This is a genomic window from Pseudarthrobacter sp. 05T312 (assembly GCF_056396685.1).
The window spans coordinates 321,819-343,172 of sequence record NZ_JBFTLY010000001.1; the positions used below are offsets into that span (position 1 = coordinate 321,819).

Here is a 21,354-nt window from a genome sequence, read left to right on the forward strand (position 1 = left end):
GTCAGCCCCTCCTGACGGGCAGGAGCCGCGGGTCATAGGGATCGAGCCCCACGCTTTCGGTGGGTGGACCATATCCGGCCATGCGCATCACTTCCTGCTCGTCCTGGGGTGACTTGCCCGGCAGCGTGGCACAGATGGCCGCCAGGATCCGGGCGTGCGGCAGGTTGTCCCGCAGCAGCCCGAGCCGGAGCATTTCCAGGCTGGCCCGGTAGCGCTGCAGCAGGTCGCGGCCGGCGGCTCCATCCACCCGGGCGGCGAACTCGAGCACCATGGGCAGGTAGTCGGGGAGTTCCCCGTCCAGGTCCACCAGGACGCCGCTGTGCCGGTAGGCCTCCTTGAAGTAGCCCAGTACTTCGCCGCGGCGGCGGGTGTCCCCGTCCGTCCAGTAGCTCAGGTGCAGGGCGTGCCGCCTGCCGAGATCGAATTCGCGGACGTACTGGGCCTGCAGGTCCATCGGCGCGGTGCCTTCCAGGAGGTCCAGTACGGGCGCGAACCCGGGCAGCGCCCCGGGGAATTCGGACAGCGCCGCCCGGACCAGGGGGACCCGCTCCACCAGTTCCCCGTCCGGATAGGAGAGGCACCAGGCCGCGGCAAGGTAGACCACCTGGTTGCGGCGGCTGACGGCCGGCGCGTTCGTGGTTGGCCGCATCATGACTCGTCCTCGGCGGCGGCCAGCGTATCCGGGGCCGGGCTCCTGTCCAGGGAAGGTCTCTCCGGGAACAGTCCGGGCGGCGCGCCGCGGCCATCCCAGTTCAGCAGGTTCACCCTGCCGCGCAGGCTCGTCCCCTCGGCGATGGTGTCCGAACTCTGCCGGTCCCGGAGGGCGTTGAACGTGTCCACGGCCACCGGGACGGGCCTGCCGCTCGCCTCCCCGAAAGGCGCCGAATCCTGCATGCCCGGTCCGCCGTCGAAATCCAGCGAACAGCCCAGCTCCTCAAGGTCGTGTGCCTGCTCCAGGTGCGCTGTGGGAATGACGTAGCGCTCGCTGTATTTGGCGATGGCCATCAGCCGGTACATGTCGTACATGCTTTGCCCGTCCATGCCCACGGACGCTGGGATGGCCTCGTCCGGGTCCCCGCCCATGCTGATGCCGCGCATGAAGGACCGCATGGCCGCGAGCTTCCGCAGCACGGCAGTGACCCGTTCCGTGTCCCCGGCAGTGAAGAGCTCGGCGAGGTACTCCACGGGGATCCGCAGGGCGTCGATGGCACCGAACAGGTTGCCGGTGTCCTCGCCGTCGTGGCCCTGGTCGCGCAGCAGGTCCACCACTGGGGAGAGCGGCGGGACGTACCAGACCATGGGCATGGTGCGGTACTCCGGGTGCAGCGGCAAAGCCACCTTGTACACCTTGGCCAGCGCGTAGACGGGGGACCGGCGGGCCGCGTCCAGCCAGTCCTCCGGGATGCCCTGCGCCCGCGCCTCCGCCTGGACGCGGGGATCGTGGGGGTCCAGCAGCACGTCCATCTGGGCGTCGTAGAGGTCCTGCGGATCGGTGACCGATGCTGCGGCGGTGACGGCATCGGCGTCGTACAAAAACAGCCCCAGGTAGCGCAGCCGCCCCACGCACGTCTCGGAGCAGACGGTGGGCAGGCCAACCTCCACGCGGGGGTAGCAGAACGTGCACTTCTCGGCCTTGCCGGTCTTGTGGTTGAAGTAGATCTTCTTGTACGGGCAGCCGGTGACGCACTGGCGCCATCCGCGGCACCGGTCCTGGTCCACCAGCACAATCCCGTCCTCCACCCGCTTGTAGATCGCGCCGGACGGGCAGGACGCCATGCACGACGGGTTCAGGCAGTGCTCGCAAATCCGCGGCAGGTAGAACATGAACGTCTGCTCGTAGGCGAACTTGATCTTGTCCTCGGAATCGCGCCGGATCTTCTCCACGACCGGATCCAGGTGCCCGTGCTCGGTGGAACCGCCCAGGTCATCGTCCCAGTTGGCGGACCAGGTGATCTTGGTGTCTTCCCCGGTGATCAGCGACTTGGGCCGGGCCACGGGGAAGTCGTCGCCCAGGGGAGCGTCCACCAGGGTTTTGTAGTCGTAGGTCCACGGCTCGTAGTAGTCCTTGAGCTCGGGCTGCACGGGGCTGGCGAAGATTCCGAACAGCTTCTTCACCCTGCCCCCGGCCTTCAGCACCAGCCTGCCGCGCCGGTTCAGGGTCCAGCCGCCGTACCAGCGGTCCTGGTCCTCATAGCGGCGGGGGTAGCCCTGACCGGGCCGGGTCTCCACGTTGTTGAACCACACGTACTCCATGCCGGCACGGTTGGTCCAGGCCTGCTTGCACGTCACGGAGCAGGTGTGGCAGCCGATGCACTTGTCCAGGTTCATCACCATGCCCATCTGGGCCATCACACGCATCAGTACTGCACCTCCTGCGAGCGGCGGCGCACTGTGGCCACCATGTCGCGCTGGTTTCCGGTGGGGCCAAGATAGTTGAACGCGTAGGCCAGCTGGGCGTAGCCGCCTGCCAGGTGCGAGGGTTTCACCAGCAGCCGGGTCACCGAATTGTGGATTCCGCCGCGGCGCCCGGTGGCCTCCGATTTCGGGACGTCGATGGTGCGTTCCTGGGCGTGGTGGACGTAGACCACGCCGGCCGGCATGCGGTGGCTGACGATCGCGCGGGCCACCAGCACGCCGTTGACGTTGGTGCACTCAACCCAGTCGTTGTCCCGGACCTGGATCGCGTCGGCGTCGGCCGGGCTCATCCAGACGGTCGGGCCGCCGCGGGACAGGGAGAGCATCAGCAGGTTGTCCTGGTACTCGGAGTGGATGGACCACTTTGAGTGCGGCGTCAGGTACCGGACCGTCACCTCCATGGCGCCGTCGGAACCGAGCCGCGGTTCGCCGAACAGCCGGTGCATGTCCAGCGGCGGCCGGTAGATGGGCAGGGCCTCGCCGATGTCCGTCATCCAGTCGTGGTCCAGGAAGAAGTGCATCCGGCCGGTAAGGGTGTGGAACGGTTTGAGCCGTTCGATGTTGATGGTGAATGGGGCGTACCGCCGGCCACCGGTTTCGGAGCCGGACCATTCCGGTGAGGTGATGACCGGGACCGGACCTGCCTGGGTCTGGGCGAAGGTGATGAACTTTTCCTCGGAACCCTCCGCCAGGTCCGCCAGCTTCTGCCCGGTGCGGACCTCGAGGTCCTTGAAGCCCTGGACGGACAGGGCGCCGTTGGTGGTCCCGGAGAATGCCAGGATTGCCTCGGCCATCTTCGCATCGGTATCCATGGCCGGCCGGCCGTCCCCAGCCCCGCCCAGCATCACACCGTTGGCGTGGCTGAGCCGGGCCAGCGGTCCGGCCATTTTGTAGGTGACGTTCTTGACGGTGAAGCCCAGCTTGTCGGCCAGCGGGCCGACGGCGGCGAGTTTGTCCGCGATGGCCGTGTAGTCCCGCTCCACGACCGAAAAGACGGGCATGTTCTGCCCCGGCACGGCAGGGATGTCCGGGTCCCGCCAGTCGCGGACCCGGCCGCCTGGCTGGGCGAGCTGCCCAGGGGTGTCGTGCTGCAGCGGGACGCTGACGAGGTCGCGGCGGACGCCCAGGTGGGTCTTTGCCTGCCGGGAGAATTCCCGGGCCAGCAGGTGGAAGGTGTCGAAGTCAGTTTTGGTTTCCCAGGGAGGATCGATCGCGGGGCTGAAGGCGTGCACGAACGGGTGCATGTCCGTGGAGGAAAGGTCGTGCTTTTCATACCAGGTGGCGGCCGGGAACACGACGTCGGACAGCAGCGTGGTGGACGTCATCCGGAAGTCGGCGGAGACCAGGAGGTCCAGCTTTCCTTCCGGCGCCTCCGGGTGCCAGGCCACGTCCCGGGGTTTGAGTTCCTCTGCGCTGTCCGCGCCCAGGACGTTGTTGTGGGTTCCCAGCAGGTTGCGGAGGAAATATTCGTTGCCCTTGGCCGAGGAGCCGAACAGGTTGGACCGCCACAGCACCAGGGTCCGCGGCCAGTTGGCCGGAGCGTCCACGTCCTCGATGGCAGGGTTGAGGGAGCGGTTTTTCAGCGATTCGGCGATGTAGGCGGGTGTGTCCGCGGCGGTCCCGGCGGCCACGGCGGCCTCCGCCTCGTCAGCTATATCCAGGGGATTGCGGTCGAACTGCGGGTAGAACGGCATCCAGCCCAGCCGGGCGGACTGGGCGATCGCGTCCGCCGTGTGCATCCCGTCCAGCTTGCCGGTGGACAGGGGGGACTTGAGGGCGTCGGCGGAGTACCCGTCCTGCCGCCACTGGTCCGTGTGCATGTACCAGTAGCTGGTCCCGGTCATGGTCCGCGGCGGCCGCGACCAGTCCAGGGCGTTGGCCAGGGAGACCCAGCCGGTGATGGGCCGGGTCTTTTCCTGGCCCACGTAATGCGCCCAGCCCCCTCCATTGCGGCCCATGCAGCCGGTGAGCATCACCAGTGCCAGCACCGCCCGGTAGGTGGTGTCGCCGTGGAACCACTGGCAGATGCCTGCCCCCATGATGATCATGGAGCGGCCTTTGGACTGCTCGGCATTGCGGGCGAACTCGCGCGCCACCCGGATGCAGGCCTGTGCGGGGACGCTGGTGATTTCCTCCTGCCACGCCGGCGTGTAGGGGGTAGCGGCGTCGTCGTAGCCTGCCGCCCACCGGCCGGGCAGACCGTCCCTTCCCACGCCGTACTGGGCCAGCATCAGGTCGAACACGGTGGTCACCAGGTGGCCGCCCACCTCCATCACCGGCACGCCCCTGCGCAGGATGCTGCCCTCCCCGCCGGCGTCCTCGAAGCAGGGGAGCAGGATTTCGGCGCTTTCCCCGGACACTTCCCGGAGGGACAACGCCGGTTTGATCCCCTCGAGGTCCAGGTTCCACTTGCCTTCCCCGCTGCCGGAGTAGCGGAAGCCCATCGACCCGTTGGGGACTGCGGGGCGGCCGGCGGCCCGGTCGAACAGGACGGTGCGGAACGCCGCATCCTCGGCCCCGGACTCACCGGGGACGTCAAGGGCGGTGAGGAATTTCGACGGCGTGAGGGCGCCGTCGTCTGTCCTTTCCAGCCTGACCAGGAAGGGAAGGTCCGTGTACCGCTTCACGTAGTCGGTGAAGAACGGCACATCCCTGTCCACGAAGAATTCCTTGAGCATGACGTGCCCCATGGCCATGGCCAGGGCGGCATCCGTGCCGGCCTGCGCCGGCAGCCATTCGTCGGCGAACTTGGTGTTGTCCGCGTAATCCGGGCTGACCGTGACCACCTTGGTGCCGCGGTAACGGACCTCGGTCATCCAGTGCGCATCAGGCGTGCGCGTCACCGGAACATTGGAGCCCCACATCATGAGGTAGCGGGCATCCCACCAGTCCCCGGATTCGGGGACGTCGGTCTGGTCACCGAACACCTGCGGGCTGGCCACGGGCAAATCGGCGTACCAGTCGTAAAAGGACGTCATCACCCCGCCGATGAGCTGGATGAAGCGCGTCCCCACAGCGTGGGACACCATGGACATGGCCGGGATGGGCGAAAAGCCCGCGCAACGGTCAGGGCCATACGTCTTGATGGTGTTCACGTGCCCTGCGGCGGCGATCTCGATGGCTTCCTGCCAGGACACCCGCACCAGTCCACCCTTGCCGCGGGCCTGCTGGTAGCGGCGGCGCTTTTCCGGGTCCGCTGCGATCTCCGCGAAGGCGAGGACGGGGTCGCCCAGCCGGGCCTTGGCTTCCCGGTACATCTCCACCAGGACGCCCCTGGCGTACGGAAACCGCACCCGGGTGGGGGAGTAGGTATACCAGGAAAAGGCCGCCCCACGGGGGCAGCCTCTTGGTTCGTACTCCGGGCTGTCGGCCCCGACGGAGGGGTAGTCCGTCTGCTGCGATTCCCAGGTGATGATGCCGTCCTTGACGTACACCTTCCAGGAACAGGAGCCGGTGCAGTTCACCCCGTGGGTGGAGCGGACCACTTTGTCGTGGCTCCAGCGGTCCCGGTAGAAGATGTCGCCCTTGCGGCCGCCCTCCCTGAACACCGCCCTGCCGTCGTCCGTCTGGTCCCACCTCGTGAAGAATCGGCCCAGCTTCAACATTGCTTCTGATGCGGGTCCATCTAACCCCGCATGGGGTCCGGCAGCCATGCCCCCAAGCTAGGTGGGCGCCGGAAAGCCCGAACAGGGCCCAAAGGCCCTGTTCAGGGGCAAATGGCTTCTGCAGTCAGCCGCGGTGCGGGCAGAATGGGTGCATGACACGCATCGCCATTATCGGCGGCCACGGGAAAGTGGCCCTCCTCCTGTCCGAACTCCTCACCGGCGAGGGACACTCCGTGACCTCGTTCATCAGAAACCCGGAACATGCCGGCGACGTTACTGCCACCGGTGCCACGCCGTCCGTCCTGGACGTGGAGAATTCCACGACCCCGGCCATCGCCGAGGCCCTCGCCGGGCATGACGCCGTGGTCTGGTCCGCAGGCGCGGGCGGCGGCAGCCCCGAACGCACCTACGCCGTGGACCGGGACGCCGCCATCCGTTCCATGGATGCCGCAGCCCAGGCCGGTGTGGACCGGTACATCATGGTCTCCTACTTCGGGGCCGGCAAGGACCACGGGGTGCCCGAGGACAACAGCTTCTTTGCCTACGCGGAAGCCAAGGCGGCGGCGGACGAGTACCTGCGCGGCACCGGCCTGGCATGGACCATCCTCGGTCCCGGGACCCTGACGGAAAAGCCCGGGACCGGGCTGATCGACATCGACCCGTCACCGGAAGGGAGCCGGGACACCTCCCGCGCCAATACGGCGATCGTGGCGGCAGCGGTGCTGGACCTTCCCCAGACGGCGGGCCGGACCATCGGATTCTGTGACGGCACCCTGCCCGTGTCAGCAGCCCTGGAACCCCGCGCATAGCCGGCGGGGACGAGGCTTATGGACCAGCTCGCACTCATTGTCGGACTGCTGCTGGCCACGGTGGTGGCCGTGGGCCTGGGGGACAGGCTCCGGTTGCCTTACCCGGTCCTGATGCTCCTCCTGGCCGCGGCGCTGACGTTCATCCCGGGCTTCCCCGACCTGGAGATTGAACCCGGGCTGATCCTGCCCATCTTCCTGCCACCGCTGTTGTTCGCCACCGCCCAGCGAAGTTCGTGGGCGGTGTTCCGAGTCAGATGGCGGACCTTGATCATGCTGGCCGTGGCACTCGTGGTGATCAGCACCGCCGTAGTGGCCGGCGCGGCGTGGCTGATGATTCCCGGCATCGGAGTGCCTGCCGCCATCGCGCTCGGCGCCATGGTGGCGCCCCCGGATCCGGTGGCGGTGGACTCGGTGGCGGGCCGCGTGCACATGCCCCGCCGCCTCATCTCCGTCCTCCAAAGCGAGGGGCTCTTCAACGACGCCGCCGCCATCGTCATCTTCCAGGCAGCCGTGGCCGCCGCCGTGGGAGGCACCAGGGTGGGGCCCGACGTCGTCCTCCAGTTCCTGATGGGCGCCGCGCTCGCCGTCCTGGTGGGCGTCGCCATGGGCTGGCTGATCGCCTTGGTCACCCGGCTGGTCACTTCCATGGTGGCCCGCAGCGCGGTGACCCTGGTGGTCCCCTTCGCCGCCTACATCCTCGCCGAGGAGGTGCACGCCTCCGGCGTGATCGCCGTGGTGGTCACCGCCCTCGAAATGCAGCGCCACGCCCGCCCCCAGGACGCCGCGGAGCGCGTAACCCGCAACGCCTTCTGGGACGTGGTGGAGCTGCTGGTGACCGGTCTCGCGTTCGGCCTGGTGGGCCTGGAGATCCGCCGTGTCATCCGCGATGAGGGAAGCGAAATCTTCGGCATGATCGGGGTGTCCGCGCTGGTCTGCGTGCTGGTCTTCGCCGTCCGGTTACTGTGGATGGCCGCCCTGGCGCTGGGTGCCCGGAAACGGAAGAACCTCCTGCAGCCAACGTCCCTGAAGGAGGTCCTGATCCTCACCTGGTGCGGCATGCGGGGCCTGGCCACCCTGGCGCTGGCCCTGGCACTGCCGCTGACCCTGGCGGACGGCACGCCGTTCCCGGGCCGGGACTACCTCCTGGTCATCGCCTGCGCGGTGCTGCTTGCCACGCTGGTCCTTCCGGGCCTGACCCTGCCCTGGCTGATGCGTGTCCTCAAGGCCTCCGAGGATGGAACAGAGGAACGCGACGCTGTCCGGCTGCTTGCCGCCCGCGCCCAGGCGGCCGCCGTCGCAGCCCTGAAGCAGCATGACCTGATGACGGACCTGCCGCCGGAAAAGGTGGCGCTGGTCAAGGAACGGATGCAGCGCCTGCGCGCGGAACTGACGGACGGCAGCCTGCGGAACGAGCCACTGGCGGAAAAGCGCCGGCGCGGACGCGAGCTGGCCATCGCGGTTCAGACCATCGCGCTGGACGCCGCCCGGCAGGAAGTGGTGGCCGCCCGCAACGAGCCGGACATGGATCCCGAGGTGGCGGACCGGGTGCTCCGGCAGCTGGACCTGCGCACCATGGTCATGCCGGAGTAGGAACACCTCAGGCCGGGGCGGCGCCCCCTGCGAGCACCAGGTCCAGCGAGTTCTTCTCCACGTAGTCCAGGGCGCAGCGCACCGCGCCCACCGTGACGATCGAATCGCCCAGCGGGGATACCGCGACCCGCGCGGGGGTGGCAGTGAACCGGGCCAGCCTTCCGCTGATGGGGGCGAGGAGCACGTGCGCGGAATCCGCCACCCCGCCGCCGAGCACCACCAGTTCCGGGTTCAGCATGGTGGCCACGGTCCCCACCACGCGTGCCATCCTGTCCGCGAGCCGGTCGAGGATGTCCAGCGCCACGGCGTCGCCCTGGCCGGCGGCGGCGAAGACCTGTTCCGCTTCCACCCGTCCGGGCTGGAACGCCCGGAGGGCGGTAGGGGCGGTGGTGGCCAGTGCTTCCGCGGCCCAGCTTCGCGCCAGGTGGGCGATGCCGTAGGTATCGCCCACGCCTTCCACCAGATTCAGGTAGGCGAGTTCGCCGGCACTCCCACGGGTGCCATGGACCAGCCGCCCGCCCTCCACGATGCCGGACCCCAGCCGTTCACTGGCCAGGATCACCACGACGTCGTCGACGCCGGCGGCCGCGCCTTGCCACCGGTCGCCGAGGGCCGCGAGGTTCGCGTCGTTCTCCAGCAGGACGGTCCACCCGCGGGCTGCCTTGAGTGCCGGCCGCAGGCCCAGGTCGAACAGTCCCCAGAACTCCTGCGTGGCCACCACCTCGCCGTGGCGGTCCACGGGCGCGGCAACCCCGGCGCAGGCTGCCAGCACCCGTTCCGGTTCCGTTCCGGCCGAACGCAGGGCTGCCATGGCAACGCCGTCAATGAAAGCGATCCGTTCCTGTGAACCAACTTCACCGGCCTGGAAAGGACGGCTGGACCGTCCCAGGGTGGTGCCGCGCAGGTCGGACACCACCACGGTGACCTTGGAATAGCCGATGTCCATGCCCAGCACCACGCCGGCCCGCTCATTGAGCTCGAAACGCCGGGCCGGGCGGCCCTTCCGGTACCCGCCGAATTCACGCTGGTTCTCCCGTTCCAGGATCCAGCCCCGCCCTGCAAGGTCCTCGCACACGGCGATGGTGGTGGCCCGCGTCAGGCCGGTCGCTGCCATGATGTCGGTGACCGTGACGGCCCCCGAGGCGCGCATGAACTCCAGGACCGCGCCGGCACTCACGCGCCGCAGCAACTGGGGGGTGGCCGGAACCGGTTCAGGCATGCTGTTGACCTTCCTGTCCAAAGCAACAGATAATACTTGAGGAAGTAAATTTAGACTCAATATAAATATAGCCGTACTGAAGAAAAGGGTCAGTCCTTGTCCACCACCGCCACTCTGGCAACCCTGTCCGACTCTGACCGTCTGGCCGATCCCAACTGGTGGCGCCAGGCCTCCGTTTACCAGATCTACCCCCGCAGCTTCGCCGATTCGAACGGCGACGGCATCGGCGACCTGAAAGGCATCACCGCCAAGGTCCCCTACCTGAAGACGCTGGGGATCGATGCCGTGTGGCTCAGCCCGTTCTACCCGTCAGCGCTCGCCGACGGCGGCTACGACGTCGATGACTACCGCGACGTCGACCCCAAGCTGGGCACCCTGGCCGACTTCGATGAAATGGCCAAGGCCCTGCACGAAGCCGGCATCAAGCTGATCGCCGACATCGTCCCCAACCACTCCTCCAACCGCCACAAGTGGTTCCAGGAGGCCCTGGCTGCTCCCAAGGGTTCCCCGGCCCGTGACCGCTACATCTTCCGTGACGGCAAGGGCCCCAACGGCGAGTTCCCGCCGTCGGACTGGGACTCCGTGTTCGGCGGACCGGCCTGGGAGCGCATCACCGAACCCGACGGCACCCCCGGCCAGTGGTACATGCACATCTTCGCCAAGGAGCAGCCGGACCTGAACTGGTCCAACCGGGAAATCCGTGACGATTTCCTCAAGACGCTGCGCTTCTGGTCCGACCGCGGCGTGGACGGCTTCCGTGTTGACGTGGCGCACGCACTCACGAAGGACCTCACCGAGCCGCTGCTGTCCAAGCTCGAACTGAGCGCCGCCAACACCGGCGTGGACGGATTCGACGACGGAACGCACCCGTTCTGGGACCGTGACGAAGTGCACGAGATCTACGCCGAATGGCGCGAGGTATTCAACGAGTACAACCCGCCGCGCACCGCCGTCGCCGAAGCCTGGGTGCACGCCACCCGCCGGGCCCGCTACGCCAGCCCGCAGGGCCTGGGCCAGGCGTTCAACTTCGACCTCCTGCAGGCCGACTTCGACGCCGCCGAATACAAGGAGATCATCACCCGCAACCTCGCCGAGGCTGCTGCCACCGGTGCTTCCTCCACCTGGGTGTTCTCAAACCACGACGTCGTCCGGCACGCCACCCGCTACGGCCTGCCCCAGGTTGCCAAGGCAAAAGCCGGCGCCAAGGGCCAGGACGGCAAGGACTGGCTGCTCGCCGGTGGCCCCAAGGACCAGTTGGACGTTGAACTGGGTGAGCGCCGCGCCCGCGCCGCCACCTTGCTGATGCTGGCTGTCCCCGGCTCCGCGTACCTGTACCAGGGTGAGGAACTGGGCCTGCAGGAAGTGGCCGAGATTCCAGAGTCGGAACGCCAGGACCCGTCCTTCTTCCGCAACAAGGGCGTGGAAATTGGCCGTGACGGCTGCCGCGTCCCGCTGCCCTGGAAGGTGGAGGGCACGTCCTTCGGCTTCGGCGACGGCGGGTCCCACCTGCCGCAGCCGGACTGGTTCAGCAAGTATGCCGTCGAGGCCCAGGACGGGACGGAGGGCTCCACGCTGGAGCTTTACCGCAAGGCCCTGAAGCTGCGCCGTGAACTGCTGACCGATGAGGACCTCGAATGGGTGGGGAACGCCAACCCGGACGTCCTGCACTTCAAGCGCCCCAGCGGGTGGCAGTCCGTCACCAACTTCGGGAACACCGCCGTCGATCTTCCCGCCGGCACGGTCCTGGTCTGCAGCGGCCCACTGGAGGACGGCAAGCTGCCGGCGAACACCACCGCATGGCTGCGCTGATGCGGCAGGGCCGGAAGCCGGCCGTCCTGATGCGGGCAACGGCCTGATGCAGGAAGTCATCTACGGATGCATGGGGCTGGGCGGCAGCTGGTCCGACGAGCCACATGGCATTGACCATGTGGACCAGGCCGATGCTGCCGTCCAGGCCGCACTGGACGCGGGCATCACCCTGTTCGACCACGCCGACATCTACCGCAGCGGAAAGTCCGAGGCCGTATTCGGCGAGGTGCTGGCCGCCACTCCGGGCCTCCGGGAGCGGATCCGTCTGCAGACCAAGTGCGGCATCCGGCTGAACGAGCGCGGCCTGCAAACCCACTACGACCTGAGCCGGGAGGCGATCCTGGAGCGGGTCAACGGGAGCTTTCAACGGCTCCGGACCGACTACGTGGACGTCCTCCTGCTGCACCGCCCGGATCCGCTGGCAGACCCGGCGGAGGTGGCTGCCGCCGTCGGCCAGCTCATGTCCGAGGGCAAGGTCCGGCAGCTGGGTGTGTCCAACATGTCCGCTGCGCAGATCGAGGTGCTGCAGGACCGGCTGGAGACTCCGGTGGTGGCCAACCAGCTGGAGATGAGCCTGCTGAAGCGTGCATGGCTGGAAAGCCAGGTCCTGGTCAACCATCCGGAACACCTGGACTACAGCTTTCCGCACGGCACGCTCGAGTACTGCACGCGCAACAGCGTCACCCTGCAGGCGTATGGATCGCTGGCCCGCGGCATCTACACCGGCGCTGAAGCGGAAAGCCCCACGTCAGCTGAAGCGGCCACCGCGGAACTTGTGGCAGGACTGGCGGGGGCCTACGGCACCTCGGGCGAAGCCGTCCTCCTGGGCTGGCTGATGAAGCATCCGGCCGGCATCGCGCCGGTCATCGGGACGGTCAACCCGGACCGGATCAGGGCCTGCGCGGACGCCGCCCGCGTGGCCCGGGCCCTCACCCGCGCAGACTGGTACAAACTCTGGGTCACTGCGCGGGGCAGCAACATCCCCTGACCGCTGCCAACCGGCTGGCAGCAGTTGTCGTTTCCAAGCCCTAGAACGACAACTGCTGCCGGCTGCTTTCCCCTGGGCCGGTCACAACGCGTTTAGTTCGTATTGATCCTCACAAGCGGGCCGTTTTCTTCGCCGTGCCGCGTGCGGGCCGGATACTGTAGAAAGCATGACGTCTACCATCGCCGCCGAAACCGTTAGGCCGGAACGGAATATCCCCGCCGAGATCGCACGCTCCTGGCTGCTGGTCAATGCCATGAAGCCCGAGCTCTTCGACCAGTCGGCCGTGTCCCGGGCTGATTCGATCATCCTGGATATTGAAGATGCAGTGGACCCGTCGCAAAAGGACCAGGCCCGGAACAACGTCATCGACTGGCTGACCGCCGGCGGCAAGGCCTGGGTCCGGATCAACGACGCCACCAGCCCGTTCTGGGCCGATGACCTCGCCGGCCTGCGCGGAACCCCGGGGCTGCTGGGCGTCATGCTCGCCAAGACCGAATCCGCGGACCAGGTCACCGAGAGCTACCACCGCATGGACGGCAAGACGCCCGTCATTCCGCTGGTGGAATCCGCGCTCGGCATCGAGGAAGCAAACCACATCGCCAAGGCCCAGGGCGCGTTCCGCCTGGCCTTTGGCTCCGGTGACTTCCGCCGCGACACCGGCATGGCCGCCACCCCGGAGGCCATGGCCTACCCGCGCGCCAAGCTCGTCGTTGCCAGCCGCGTGGGCAACCTGCCCGGCCCCATCGACGGCCCCACCGTGGGCACCAACCACCCCATCCTGCGCGAGCAGACCGGCATCACGGTGATGATGGGCATGACCGGCAAGCTGTGCCTGGCCATCGACCAGACCCCCGTGATCAACGAGGTCATCAGCCCCACACCGTCGGACGTCGCCTGGGCAACCGACTTCATGAACGACTTCGAAGCCAACGGCCGCGTCATCCGTGACGGCTCCGACCTGCCCCGCCTGGGCCGCGCCGAGAAGATCATGAAGCTCGCGGTAGCCTTTGGGGTGCAGCCCGCGCTGTAGCGCCACCCATCACTTCAGGAGACCCCGTGACCGATACCCGCTATCTGGTCCACGGGGTCTTTTGGGATGGCCCGCCTGTTTCAACCCCGGCTGACGACGGCGGCGGCCCGGTCCTGCGCCTCCAATCACCTGAGGGGGACTTCCGGGAGCACAGCCTCAGGCCGGGCAGCCGGCTGGGCTTCCACGTGGTGGAGCCCGTCAGGTACTGCCTCGGCCACGTCCAGGTCCAGTCGGCCGGCTCCCGGCGCCACATCCTGTGCGGCTCCGCCGCGCCGGCCGTGCGGGGCAAACAGTGCGAGAGGTGCTTCGTCCGCGACGAGTCGCGCCTCATGCACGACTTCCACCGCGGTGGCAGGGTCACCCCTGGGCTGCGGGACTACCTGATCCAGGAACACTGGCTCTACGTGGCGACGTTCGCGGGAGGCGCCACCAAGGTGGGAACGGCGTCCGGGCCGCGGAAATGGAACCGCCTGGCCGAGCAGGGGGCCGCAGTGGCCAGGTATGTCGCCAGGGCGCAGGACGGCCGTGTGGTGCGGATTCTCGAAGACCTGGTGACGGCCGGCGTCGGCCTGACCCAGCAGGTGCGGTCCGCCGCGAAGGCGGAGGCGCTGCTGCAGCCGCTCCCGGCCGAGGCGCTGGACGCTCTCAATGCCCGGGCCGCCGGTGACGTGCGGGCCCTGCTGGCGGGCACCGCCGTCGACGGTTTCCAGTCCGTGGAGGAACGGTGGCTCAGACCCGGGCATGCCGACGCCCTGTATGGAAGCGGGCCCCGGCACGCCTATCCGCACACCCTCGACGAGGGGCGGCACGGCTTCGATGTCGCGGCCATCAGCGGGGCCAACGTGCTGGCGCGGCTGGACGGCACGGACTCGCAATTCGTGGTCAACCTTGCGCAGCTGGCCGCCCGGACCGTCCTGCTGGGGGAGTACGCTTCGGAGGTGCCGGCGGTGCAGGAACCGTTGTTCTGACGTCCAGGGTTCCCGCGCCCGGGCCGCCGGGGGTGCTGCGGACTCGGTAGACTTGAACGGTGCTGAACGAATTCTGGGCTACTGCGCCCACCCGCTACAAAGTCCTGGTCTTCAGCGCGATGGGACTGATCGCCGTCGGGATCATCCTTAATCTGGTGGGCAACACCAGCGGCAACCAGGCACTGGCCATGGCTTCCCTTCCCCTCATCGGGCTGGGGCTGGTCCTCCACGTCGTAGGCATCGTGGTCCGCGGCCAGGCGATCCGCAAGAACCTCAGGCGCTAGCTGCCGCCGCGTTCCGCAGGACGTGGCTGCGGGCGTGCTCCACGGCATCCGGCAGCTCCTCAAACAGGTGCTTGTGGTGCCGCAGTGAACGGATCACGCCCACGTTGGTCACCAGGTCAAGATGGTCCGGCCGGACACCTTTGAGCAGGACGGTGATGCCGCGCAGCTCCAATGCGGAAATGACCTCCACCAGGGCGTGGGCGCCGGTGGCGTCGAGCATCCGCAACTGGGACAACCTGATGATGGCCACCTGCACGTCCTTGACCTGGCTGATTTCCTGGAGAATGCGTTCGGCAGCGCCAAAGAACATGGCCCCATCCAGCCGGAAGAGCGCGATGTGGCCGTCCCCTTCCGCCGGAGGGCCAGGAATCTCCTCGCGCTGGACACCGCTCAGCGAGGCAAAGGTCCGCAGGGCGAAGAGGGCTGCCGCGGCCAGTCCAATCTGGATGGCAACGATGAGGTCAAAGGCCACGGTAATGACGGCCGTGAGTACGAAAACGGCGGCATCTGCCCGGGTGGAACGCAGGATGGCGGTGACAGTGCGCCGGGAAACCATCCGCACGGCCGTGACCATCAGGACCCCGCCCAGTGCCGCCAGCGGGATGCGGCTGACCATTCCGGACGCCAGGTACGTGATGCCCAGCAGCACCACCGCGTGCACGGCTGCCGCCAGCCGGGTCCTGGCTCCGGACCGCACGTTCACCGCCGTCCGCGCAATCGCGCCGGTGGCGGGCATCCCGCCGAACAGGCCGGCCGCGATGGAAGCCAGGCCTTGTCCCATCAGCTCGCGGTCGGGACTGTAGGCGCCGGTTGGCCTGCCGTCCGGTCCGGCCATCCCGGCGGCCACCCGCGCCGAGAGCAGGGATTCAATGGCGGCCAGGACGGCGACAGCGACGGCAGGCATCGCCAGGCTGCCCAGGGCGGCCGGATCCAGGGCGGGGAGGGCCGGCGCCGGAAGGGAATGCGGCAGGGCACCGATCCGCGGGACATCCAGCTGCAGGAATTCGGCAGCGGCCGTTGCCAGGAGGACTGCGAGCAGGCTGGCAGGGATGGCGCGGAACAGCTTCTGCACCAGGACCATCACGACGGCGACTCCCGCCACCAGCGCGAGCGTGAACAGGACCGTCGGGGACGCTGCCCCAGCTGCCGCCTCCACCGCGGCCAGGAGGGTATTGTGCCCCGGAGTTCCGGACGTGCCGGTGGCCAGCGGAACCTGCTGCAGGAAGATGATGGCGGCAATGCCCAGCGTAAAGCCCTCGACCACCGGCCACGGTATGAAGGCCACGGCCCGGCCCAGGCCACTGAGTCCCAAAGCGCAGACCAGCAGACCAGCCATCAAGGACAAGAGGGCGACGCTGCCGATGCCGTGGACCGCCACCACGGGGGCCAGTACCACCACCATGGCGCCCGTGGGGCCGGATACCTGGACCGGGGAGCCGCCCATGACAGCCGCCACCAGCCCGGCCACGATCGCCGTGATGAGTCCTGCTTCGGCGCCCACCCCGGAGCTGACGCCGAACGCGAGGGCCAGCGGCAAAGCCACAATGCCCACGGTGATCCCTGCCAGCAGGTCGGTGCGCCACGTGCCGGCAATTCCGGCGTAGTCCTTTCGCGACGGGAGGAACCGAGTGATGCTCCTGCTGGCCGTGCCGGGGGCTGTAGCCGGGTTCGCGCTCACGAGGCTTGCCCGCCGGCCAGGTGGTCCGCCGGCAGCTGCTGTGCGAGCCGGAGCTGTTCGTTGGAATCGGCCAAGCTGTCCAGGAGGAACGTCCTGGCGATGGCCAGCAGCTGTGAGACGCCCGGGTGGGCGAGTTGGTACGTTACCGCGTTGGCGGTGCGTACGGAGGTCACCACTTTGTGCTTCCGCAGGGTGGCCAGGTGCTGGGAGAGGTGGGAGGCTTCCAGCCCGGTCTCTGCGAGGAGGTAGCTCACGGGAGCAGACTCCTGCGGCGCTGCGGCCAGCAGCTCAAGGATCCGGATCCTCGCGGGGTGGGCCAGGCCTTTGAACAGGTTCGCTTTGATCTCATAGAGAGGTGCTTGGGCGGAAGACAGCATCGGGGTGGCGCTCCTGTGCGCGATGGCCGGCCGGTCAGAGCCCGGACAGCGGATTGATGGAATGATGAATTCATCATATCAGTGCGGTGCGGCCCTTTTGAAGGGCGTGGCAACGATAGGCTGGAATCCATGACTATCAATCCGGACCTGCAGGGCCGCAGCTACCCTGCCGCAGAGGTGTACGACGTCGGCCGCGAGAAAATCCGCGAGTTCGCCCGGGCCGTCAAGGCAAGCCATCCTGCGCACTTCGACGTGGATGCAGCCAAGGCCCTCGGCCACCCAGACCTGGTGGCGCCGCCCACTTTCGCCATCATCATCGCCCAGCGCGCCGACGCCCAGCTGATCGAGGATCCGGACGCCGGCATCGACTTCTCCCGCGTGGTCCACGCAGACCAGCGCTTCACCCACCACCGCCCCATCGTTGCCGGCGACCGGCTCATGGCCGAACTGCATGTGGACGGCATCCGGGCCATGGGCGGCGGTGCCATGATCACCACCCGCTCCGAGATCTTCGCCCTCGGTAGCGGCGATGCACGGGAACCCGTCACCACCACCACGTCATCCATCCTGGTCCGCGGAGAGGGACAGTAACCATGAGCCCCAGCTTCAACGAACTCAGCACCGGCCAGGAAATCGGCAGCCGCACCATCGAGGTCACACGCACCGACCTGGTCAAGTACGCAGGCGCCTCCGGCGACTTCAACCCCATCCACTGGAACGAAGCCTTCGCCACCGGCGTGGAACTGCCCGGTGTTATCGCCCACGGCATGTTCACCATGGGCTCGGCCGTCCAGCTGGTAACCGACTGGGCGGGCGACCCGGCCGCCGTCGTCGATTTCCAGACCCGCTTCACCAAACCTGTGCTGGTCACGGACACCACCGGGACTGATGAGCCTGGCGCCACCATCGAAGTTAGCGGAACCATCGGAAAGCTCGACGCCGACGCCGGCACCGCGCGCGTCGACCTCACCGTGGTCTCCGCCGGGCAAAAGGTCCTGATGAAGGCCCAGGCCGTCGTCAAGTTGTCTTGAGCTGCAACTTTTGACCACTCCCGCAGCGACTGCCGCCCAGGTCTCGTCGTGGCGCAACGCCGTCGTGGTGGCTTACGGCGCCAGTGGCCTTGCCTTTGCCTCCTGGGTGTCCCGGCTGCCTGCCATCCGGGACGCGCTGGACCTTACCCCGGGCAACATCGGCGTCATCCTGCTGTGCATGACGCTGGGGTCCTTTGCCTCCGTCTCCGCCTCCGGGCTGATCGTGCTGCGGCTGGGCTCCAAGCGGACCATCCGGACCGGCAGCATCCTGGTGGGTGCAGGGCTGCTGACCGCGGGTTTTGGCACAACCGTGCTGGCAAGCCCCGTGGCAACCGCCATTGGCCTGGCCATCATCGGGCTGGGCACCGGCAGCTGGAACACGGCATCCAACGTTGAAGGCGCCGCAGTCGAGCGCGCGGTGGGCAGGCACATCATGCCGCGGCTCCACGGCGCCTTCAGCCTGGGGACGGTGGCAGGCGCCGGGCTGGGTGCCCTCGCCGCCGCAGTGTCCCTGCCCGTGTTCTGGCACCTCGCGGTGGCCGGGGCCGTGGTGGCGGTTTCGGTGGCGACGGCGGCGTCCTGGTTCCGGGCCGACATCACTCCGGTGGCGGGGGAGCGCAGTTACTCACCGGACACCTTCGAGGATCCCAGCACCGGGCCAATCCCGGTAATAGCTCCCGCGGCCGCCTCCGGAGACGCGCCGCTGGATAACAAGCGGAAGATCGCCCAGGCGTGGCGGGACCGGCGGACCCTGCTCCTTGGCGTCCTGGTCCTCGGCCTGGCCCTGGCCGAAGGCGCGGCAGGCGACTGGGTGGCGCTGGCACTGGCCGACGGACATGGGCAAAGCGACGCTGCCGGTGCTGCCGGTTACGGCCTCTTTGTCACGTTCATGACCATCGGGCGCTTTGCCGGGACGGTGCTGCTGGACAAGTTTGGCAGGGTCCCCGTGATGCGGTCGTGCGCTGCCATGGCTGTGCTGGGGCTGGGCATCTTCGTCTTCGCACCGATGCCGTGGCTTGCGTATGGAGGACTCGCGCTGTGGGGCCTGGGCGCGTCGCTGGGCTTCCCGGTGGGCATGTCCGCCGCTGCCGATGATCCCGCAAAGGCTGCCGCCCGGGTTTCCGTGGTGTCCACCATCGGCTATGCCGCGTTTCTGTGCGGGCCGCCGCTGCTGGGGCTGCTGGCCGAGCATGTGGGCATCCTGCATTCTCTGCTGGCCGTGATGGTGATGCTTGCGGTGAGCTTCGCCCTTTCTCCGGTGGCCCGGAAGCTGGCCTGAAGGTACTGTGCGTCACTGCGCTTGCACAGTATCTTCAAGTAACGTGGACAGGTGACTTCCACGCTCCTTTCCTCCCTGACCACCTCCGCCGTCGGAGGCCCTGCCGGCAAGTACATCGAGGCCCGCACCGAGGCTGAGATTATCGACGCGGTCCGCTCGGCGGATGCCGCCGCGGAACAGGTCCTGATCGTCAGCGGCGGGTCCAACCTCCTGGTCTCCGACGACGGGTTCCCCGGGACGGTCATCAGGATCGCCTCCGAGGGGTTCACGGTCAACGCCGAGGACTCCTGCGGGGGAGTGGCAGTGGTGGTGCAGGCCGGGCACAACTGGGACAAGCTGGTGGAGCACGCGGTGCTGCACGCCTGGTCCGGTATCGAGGCGTTGTCCGGGATCCCCGGCTCAACGGGGGCCACGCCGGTCCAGAACGTGGGTGCCTACGGTGCCGACGTTTCCCAGACCATCGCCGCCGTCCGTACCTGGGACCGCGAGCGGAACGCCGTGCAGACCTTCACCAACTCGGAGTTGAAGTTCGGCTACCGGGACTCCATCCTCAAGCAGACCACCGTCAATGGCTCGCCCCGGTATGTGGTCCTCACCGTCGAGTTCCAGCTGCCGCTGGGCCGGATGAGCGCGCCCATCCGTTATGCCGAGCTGGCCCGGGCCCTGGGTGTGGAAGTGGGCCAGCGCGCCTACGCGAACGACGTCCGCCGCGAAGTACTCCGCCTTCGTGCCTCCAAGGGAATGGTGTGGGACGCCGCTGACCGTGACACCTACTCCACCGGGTCCTTCTTCACCAACCCCATTGTGGCGGCCGACGTCGCGGACAAACTGCCGGAAAACGCTCCGCGATACCCTGCCGGGCAGGACGGGATGGTGAAGCTCTCCGCAGCATGGCTGATTGACCAGGCAGGCTTCGGGAAGGGCTTCGGCCTGGAAGACGACGGCGTGGCTGGAGGCCGCGCGTCGCTGTCCACCAAGCACACCCTGGCCATCACCAACCGCGGCTCCGCCAGCGCCGCCGATATGGTGGCTGTCGCACGGGAGGTGCGGGCCGGCGTCGAACGCCACTTCGGCATTTCGCTGCATCCGGAGCCGCTGCTCATCGGCCTCGAACTCTAGCCGTCCCCTCAGGGCCGCGCCCGGCCTAGGATGGGCGCATGGCTGCATCTGGTGCCCTGCGCGACGGCAGGATGGTCGGCAGGCTCCGGCTGGTGTCCCAGCGGCTCGCCGGGATAGAGGGTACCTCCGTGCCGGAGCTGGTCCGGTGGATGACCGCCATGCAGGCGCAGGACCTGCCGGCGGCACTGTGGGCGGTCGGGGCCCGGGTGCCGGGAGCAGGGCTTTCCCAGGTGCGTGCCGCCATCGATTCCGGAGCTATTGTCCGGTCCTGGCCCATGCGCGGGACACTGCATTTGGTTGCCCCCGAAGACCTGCGCTGGATGCTGGACCTCACGGCCGAACGGCTCACCAGGAGCGTCGCGGGCCGTCACCGGCAGCTGGAGATTACGTGGGCGGACGTGGAGAAGGCCCGCGATCTGGCGCTGGACCGTATCCTGGCGGACGGCCCCATCAGCCGCGCCGCACTGTTCAAGGTGTTCGACGACGGAGGCCAGCCGACCCAGGGCCAGCGCGGGATCCATCTCCTGGGTTCGCTCTGCCGGCACGGCTGGCTGGTCCTGGGGCCCCTGGCCGGAAACCAGCAGCTGATCGCCGCGTTCCACGAATGGATACCGGTATCGAGGAGCCTGGAACGCGAGGCGGCCCTGGCAGAGTTCCTGCTCCGATACTTCCGCAGCCATGGGCCGGCCACCCTCCGCGACTTCGCCTGGTGGACGCAGCTGCCGCTGACCGAGGTGCGCACGGCGTTTGAACTCGTCCGGCGCGAGTTGGTGGAGCTGGAATTCGGGGGGACCAGCTACTGGCTGTCCCCGGAGGTGGCGGCCCTCCTGGAATCCGGTGTACCAGGCGGCCGGTCGGTCCACCTGCTGCCCGGTTTTGATGAGTTTGTCCTGGGCTATACGGACCGCAGCCTTGTCCTGGCACCCGAGCATTTCGATCTGATCGTGCCCGGCGGCAACGGTGTCTTCAAGAAGACGGTGGTCGCCGCTGGGAAGGTGGTTGGCACCTGGGCGCTGCAGGGCACGGGGCCGGGTGCCGCCGTCGTACCCAAACTCTTCGACGAAGCCCGGCCGCTTGGCCCGGCGGCGCAGGCAGCCCTGGCCAAGGCCGGCCGGCGCTACACGAGGTTCCTGGCCACCTGAGCGGCTTCCAG

Annotated in this window: 18 protein-coding genes; 12 read left to right on the plus strand and 6 right to left on the minus strand. The window is 68.1% G+C overall.

Annotated features, from left to right (window positions below; genetic code table 11):
• Window position 1: 1 nt before the first annotated feature.
• Genes narJ through AC1DIP_RS01640 form a run of 3 tightly spaced genes read right to left on the minus strand, consistent with a single transcriptional unit; the run spans window position 2 to window position 6,068 of the window.
• A complete protein-coding gene (narJ, locus tag AC1DIP_RS01630; RefSeq protein WP_477732616.1) occupies window positions 2–652 on the minus strand; it encodes a nitrate reductase molybdenum cofactor assembly chaperone in 651 nt (216 codons plus the stop codon).
• Window positions 649–2,358, minus strand: a complete 1,710-nt coding sequence (gene narH / locus AC1DIP_RS01635; protein WP_477732617.1) for a nitrate reductase subunit beta — start codon at window positions 2,356–2,358, stop codon at window positions 649–651. The genes narJ and narH overlap by 4 nt, the downstream gene beginning before the upstream one ends.
• On the minus strand, window positions 2,358–6,068 hold the full coding sequence (locus AC1DIP_RS01640; protein ID WP_477732618.1) for a nitrate reductase subunit alpha: 3,711 nt from the start codon (window positions 6,066–6,068) through the stop codon (window positions 2,358–2,360). Before AC1DIP_RS01640 ends, narH begins: the two co-directional genes overlap by 1 nt.
• A gap of 104 nt (window positions 6,069–6,172) precedes the next feature.
• On the opposite strand from AC1DIP_RS01640, the gene AC1DIP_RS01645 reads away from it, so the two are divergent.
• Together AC1DIP_RS01645 and AC1DIP_RS01650 are read left to right on the plus strand one after the other, a co-directional pair.
• Window positions 6,173–6,829 carry an SDR family oxidoreductase gene (locus AC1DIP_RS01645; protein ID WP_477732619.1) on the plus strand — a complete coding sequence of 219 codons (657 nt, stop codon included), beginning with the start codon at window positions 6,173–6,175 and terminating at the stop codon, window positions 6,827–6,829.
• Between the two features lie 18 nt (window positions 6,830–6,847).
• The gene (locus tag AC1DIP_RS01650) at window positions 6,848–8,419 is read left to right on the plus strand and encodes a Na+/H+ antiporter (protein ID WP_477732620.1); all 1,572 of its coding nucleotides are present in this window, start codon (window positions 6,848–6,850) and stop codon (window positions 8,417–8,419) included.
• 7 nt (window positions 8,420–8,426) lie between these two features.
• On the opposite strand, the gene AC1DIP_RS01655 is transcribed toward AC1DIP_RS01650, so the two are convergent.
• Entirely contained in the window at window positions 8,427–9,638 is a 1,212-nt protein-coding gene (locus AC1DIP_RS01655; protein WP_476206497.1) for an ROK family protein, read from the minus strand.
• A 96-nt stretch (window positions 9,639–9,734) separates the two neighbouring features.
• On the opposite strand from AC1DIP_RS01655, the gene AC1DIP_RS01660 reads away from it, so the two are divergent.
• The 5 genes from AC1DIP_RS01660 (at window position 9,735) to AC1DIP_RS01680 (ending at window position 14,717) form a co-directional block, all read left to right on the plus strand.
• Entirely contained in the window at window positions 9,735–11,447 is a 1,713-nt protein-coding gene (locus AC1DIP_RS01660; protein WP_477732621.1) for a glycoside hydrolase family 13 protein, read from the plus strand.
• A 46-nt stretch (window positions 11,448–11,493) separates the two neighbouring features.
• Window positions 11,494–12,435: an aldo/keto reductase gene (locus AC1DIP_RS01665; RefSeq protein ID WP_477732622.1), complete on the plus strand. Its 942-nt coding sequence runs from the start codon at window positions 11,494–11,496 to the stop codon at window positions 12,433–12,435.
• A 166-nt stretch (window positions 12,436–12,601) separates the two neighbouring features.
• On the plus strand, window positions 12,602–13,465 hold the full coding sequence (locus AC1DIP_RS01670) for an HpcH/HpaI aldolase/citrate lyase family protein (protein WP_141942759.1): 864 nt from the start codon (window positions 12,602–12,604) through the stop codon (window positions 13,463–13,465).
• Between the two features lie 26 nt (window positions 13,466–13,491).
• Complete coding sequence (locus tag AC1DIP_RS01675) at window positions 13,492–14,433, plus strand: DUF2797 domain-containing protein (protein WP_477732623.1); 942 nt, start codon at window positions 13,492–13,494, stop codon at window positions 14,431–14,433.
• A 59-nt stretch (window positions 14,434–14,492) separates the two neighbouring features.
• Window positions 14,493–14,717, plus strand: a complete 225-nt coding sequence (locus tag AC1DIP_RS01680; protein ID WP_224026693.1) for a DUF3188 domain-containing protein — start codon at window positions 14,493–14,495, stop codon at window positions 14,715–14,717.
• Here the strand turns inward: AC1DIP_RS01680 and AC1DIP_RS01685 are convergent.
• Both AC1DIP_RS01685 and AC1DIP_RS01690 read right to left on the minus strand, forming a co-directional pair.
• Window positions 14,707–16,395: a SulP family inorganic anion transporter gene (locus tag AC1DIP_RS01685; protein ID WP_476206488.1), complete on the minus strand. Its 1,689-nt coding sequence runs from the start codon at window positions 16,393–16,395 to the stop codon at window positions 14,707–14,709. The genes AC1DIP_RS01680 and AC1DIP_RS01685 overlap by 11 nt on opposite strands.
• Window positions 16,392–16,772 carry an ArsR/SmtB family transcription factor gene (locus tag AC1DIP_RS01690; RefSeq protein WP_477732624.1) on the minus strand — a complete coding sequence of 127 codons (381 nt, stop codon included), beginning with the start codon at window positions 16,770–16,772 and terminating at the stop codon, window positions 16,392–16,394. Before AC1DIP_RS01690 ends, AC1DIP_RS01685 begins: the two co-directional genes overlap by 4 nt.
• A gap of 129 nt (window positions 16,773–16,901) precedes the next feature.
• Between AC1DIP_RS01690 and AC1DIP_RS01695 the strand changes: the two genes are divergently transcribed.
• From AC1DIP_RS01695 to AC1DIP_RS01715, 5 genes are read left to right on the plus strand one after another with little or no spacing between them, the layout of a single operon-like run.
• Window positions 16,902–17,363 carry an FAS1-like dehydratase domain-containing protein gene (locus tag AC1DIP_RS01695; protein ID WP_476206484.1) on the plus strand — a complete coding sequence of 154 codons (462 nt, stop codon included), beginning with the start codon at window positions 16,902–16,904 and terminating at the stop codon, window positions 17,361–17,363.
• Window positions 17,364–17,365: 2 nt separating this feature from the next.
• Window positions 17,366–17,803 carry a MaoC/PaaZ C-terminal domain-containing protein gene (locus tag AC1DIP_RS01700; protein WP_476206482.1) on the plus strand — a complete coding sequence of 146 codons (438 nt, stop codon included), beginning with the start codon at window positions 17,366–17,368 and terminating at the stop codon, window positions 17,801–17,803.
• Between the two features lie 10 nt (window positions 17,804–17,813).
• Window positions 17,814–19,082, plus strand: a complete 1,269-nt coding sequence (locus tag AC1DIP_RS01705) for an MFS transporter (protein ID WP_476206480.1) — start codon at window positions 17,814–17,816, stop codon at window positions 19,080–19,082.
• Window positions 19,083–19,133: 51 nt separating this feature from the next.
• Window positions 19,134–20,201, plus strand: coding sequence for a UDP-N-acetylmuramate dehydrogenase (locus AC1DIP_RS01710; RefSeq protein ID WP_476206479.1), 1,068 nt, complete (start codon window positions 19,134–19,136; stop codon window positions 20,199–20,201).
• Window positions 20,202–20,239: 38 nt separating this feature from the next.
• Window positions 20,240–21,343 carry a DNA glycosylase AlkZ-like family protein gene (locus AC1DIP_RS01715; protein WP_476206477.1) on the plus strand — a complete coding sequence of 368 codons (1,104 nt, stop codon included), beginning with the start codon at window positions 20,240–20,242 and terminating at the stop codon, window positions 21,341–21,343.
• Window positions 21,344–21,354 lie beyond the last annotated feature (11 nt).

Excerpts from the sequence above, each read along its gene's own strand:
- AC1DIP_RS01695 (WP_476206484.1), top strand. The coding sequence starts at position 16,902 with ATGACTATCAATCCGGACCTGCAGGGCCGCAGCTACCCTGCCGCAGAG.
- AC1DIP_RS01670 (WP_141942759.1), top strand. The coding sequence starts at position 12,602 with ATGACGTCTACCATCGCCGCCGAAACCGTTAGGCCGGAACGGAATATC.
- AC1DIP_RS01690 (WP_477732624.1), bottom strand. The coding sequence starts at position 16,772 with ATGCTGTCTTCCGCCCAAGCACCTCTCTATGAGATCAAAGCGAACCTG.
- AC1DIP_RS01665 (WP_477732622.1), top strand. The coding sequence starts at position 11,494 with ATGCAGGAAGTCATCTACGGATGCATGGGGCTGGGCGGCAGCTGGTCC.
- narH (WP_477732617.1), bottom strand. The coding sequence starts at position 2,358 with ATGCGTGTGATGGCCCAGATGGGCATGGTGATGAACCTGGACAAGTGC.
- AC1DIP_RS01645 (WP_477732619.1), top strand. The coding sequence starts at position 6,173 with ATGACACGCATCGCCATTATCGGCGGCCACGGGAAAGTGGCCCTCCTC.
- AC1DIP_RS01655 (WP_476206497.1), bottom strand. The coding sequence starts at position 9,638 with ATGCCTGAACCGGTTCCGGCCACCCCCCAGTTGCTGCGGCGCGTGAGT.
- AC1DIP_RS01700 (WP_476206482.1), top strand. The coding sequence starts at position 17,366 with ATGAGCCCCAGCTTCAACGAACTCAGCACCGGCCAGGAAATCGGCAGC.
- AC1DIP_RS01640 (WP_477732618.1), bottom strand. The coding sequence starts at position 6,068 with ATGGCTGCCGGACCCCATGCGGGGTTAGATGGACCCGCATCAGAAGCA.
- AC1DIP_RS01650 (WP_477732620.1), top strand. The coding sequence starts at position 6,848 with ATGGACCAGCTCGCACTCATTGTCGGACTGCTGCTGGCCACGGTGGTG.
- narJ (WP_477732616.1), bottom strand. The coding sequence starts at position 652 with ATGATGCGGCCAACCACGAACGCGCCGGCCGTCAGCCGCCGCAACCAG.
- AC1DIP_RS01715 (WP_476206477.1), top strand. The coding sequence starts at position 20,240 with ATGGCTGCATCTGGTGCCCTGCGCGACGGCAGGATGGTCGGCAGGCTC.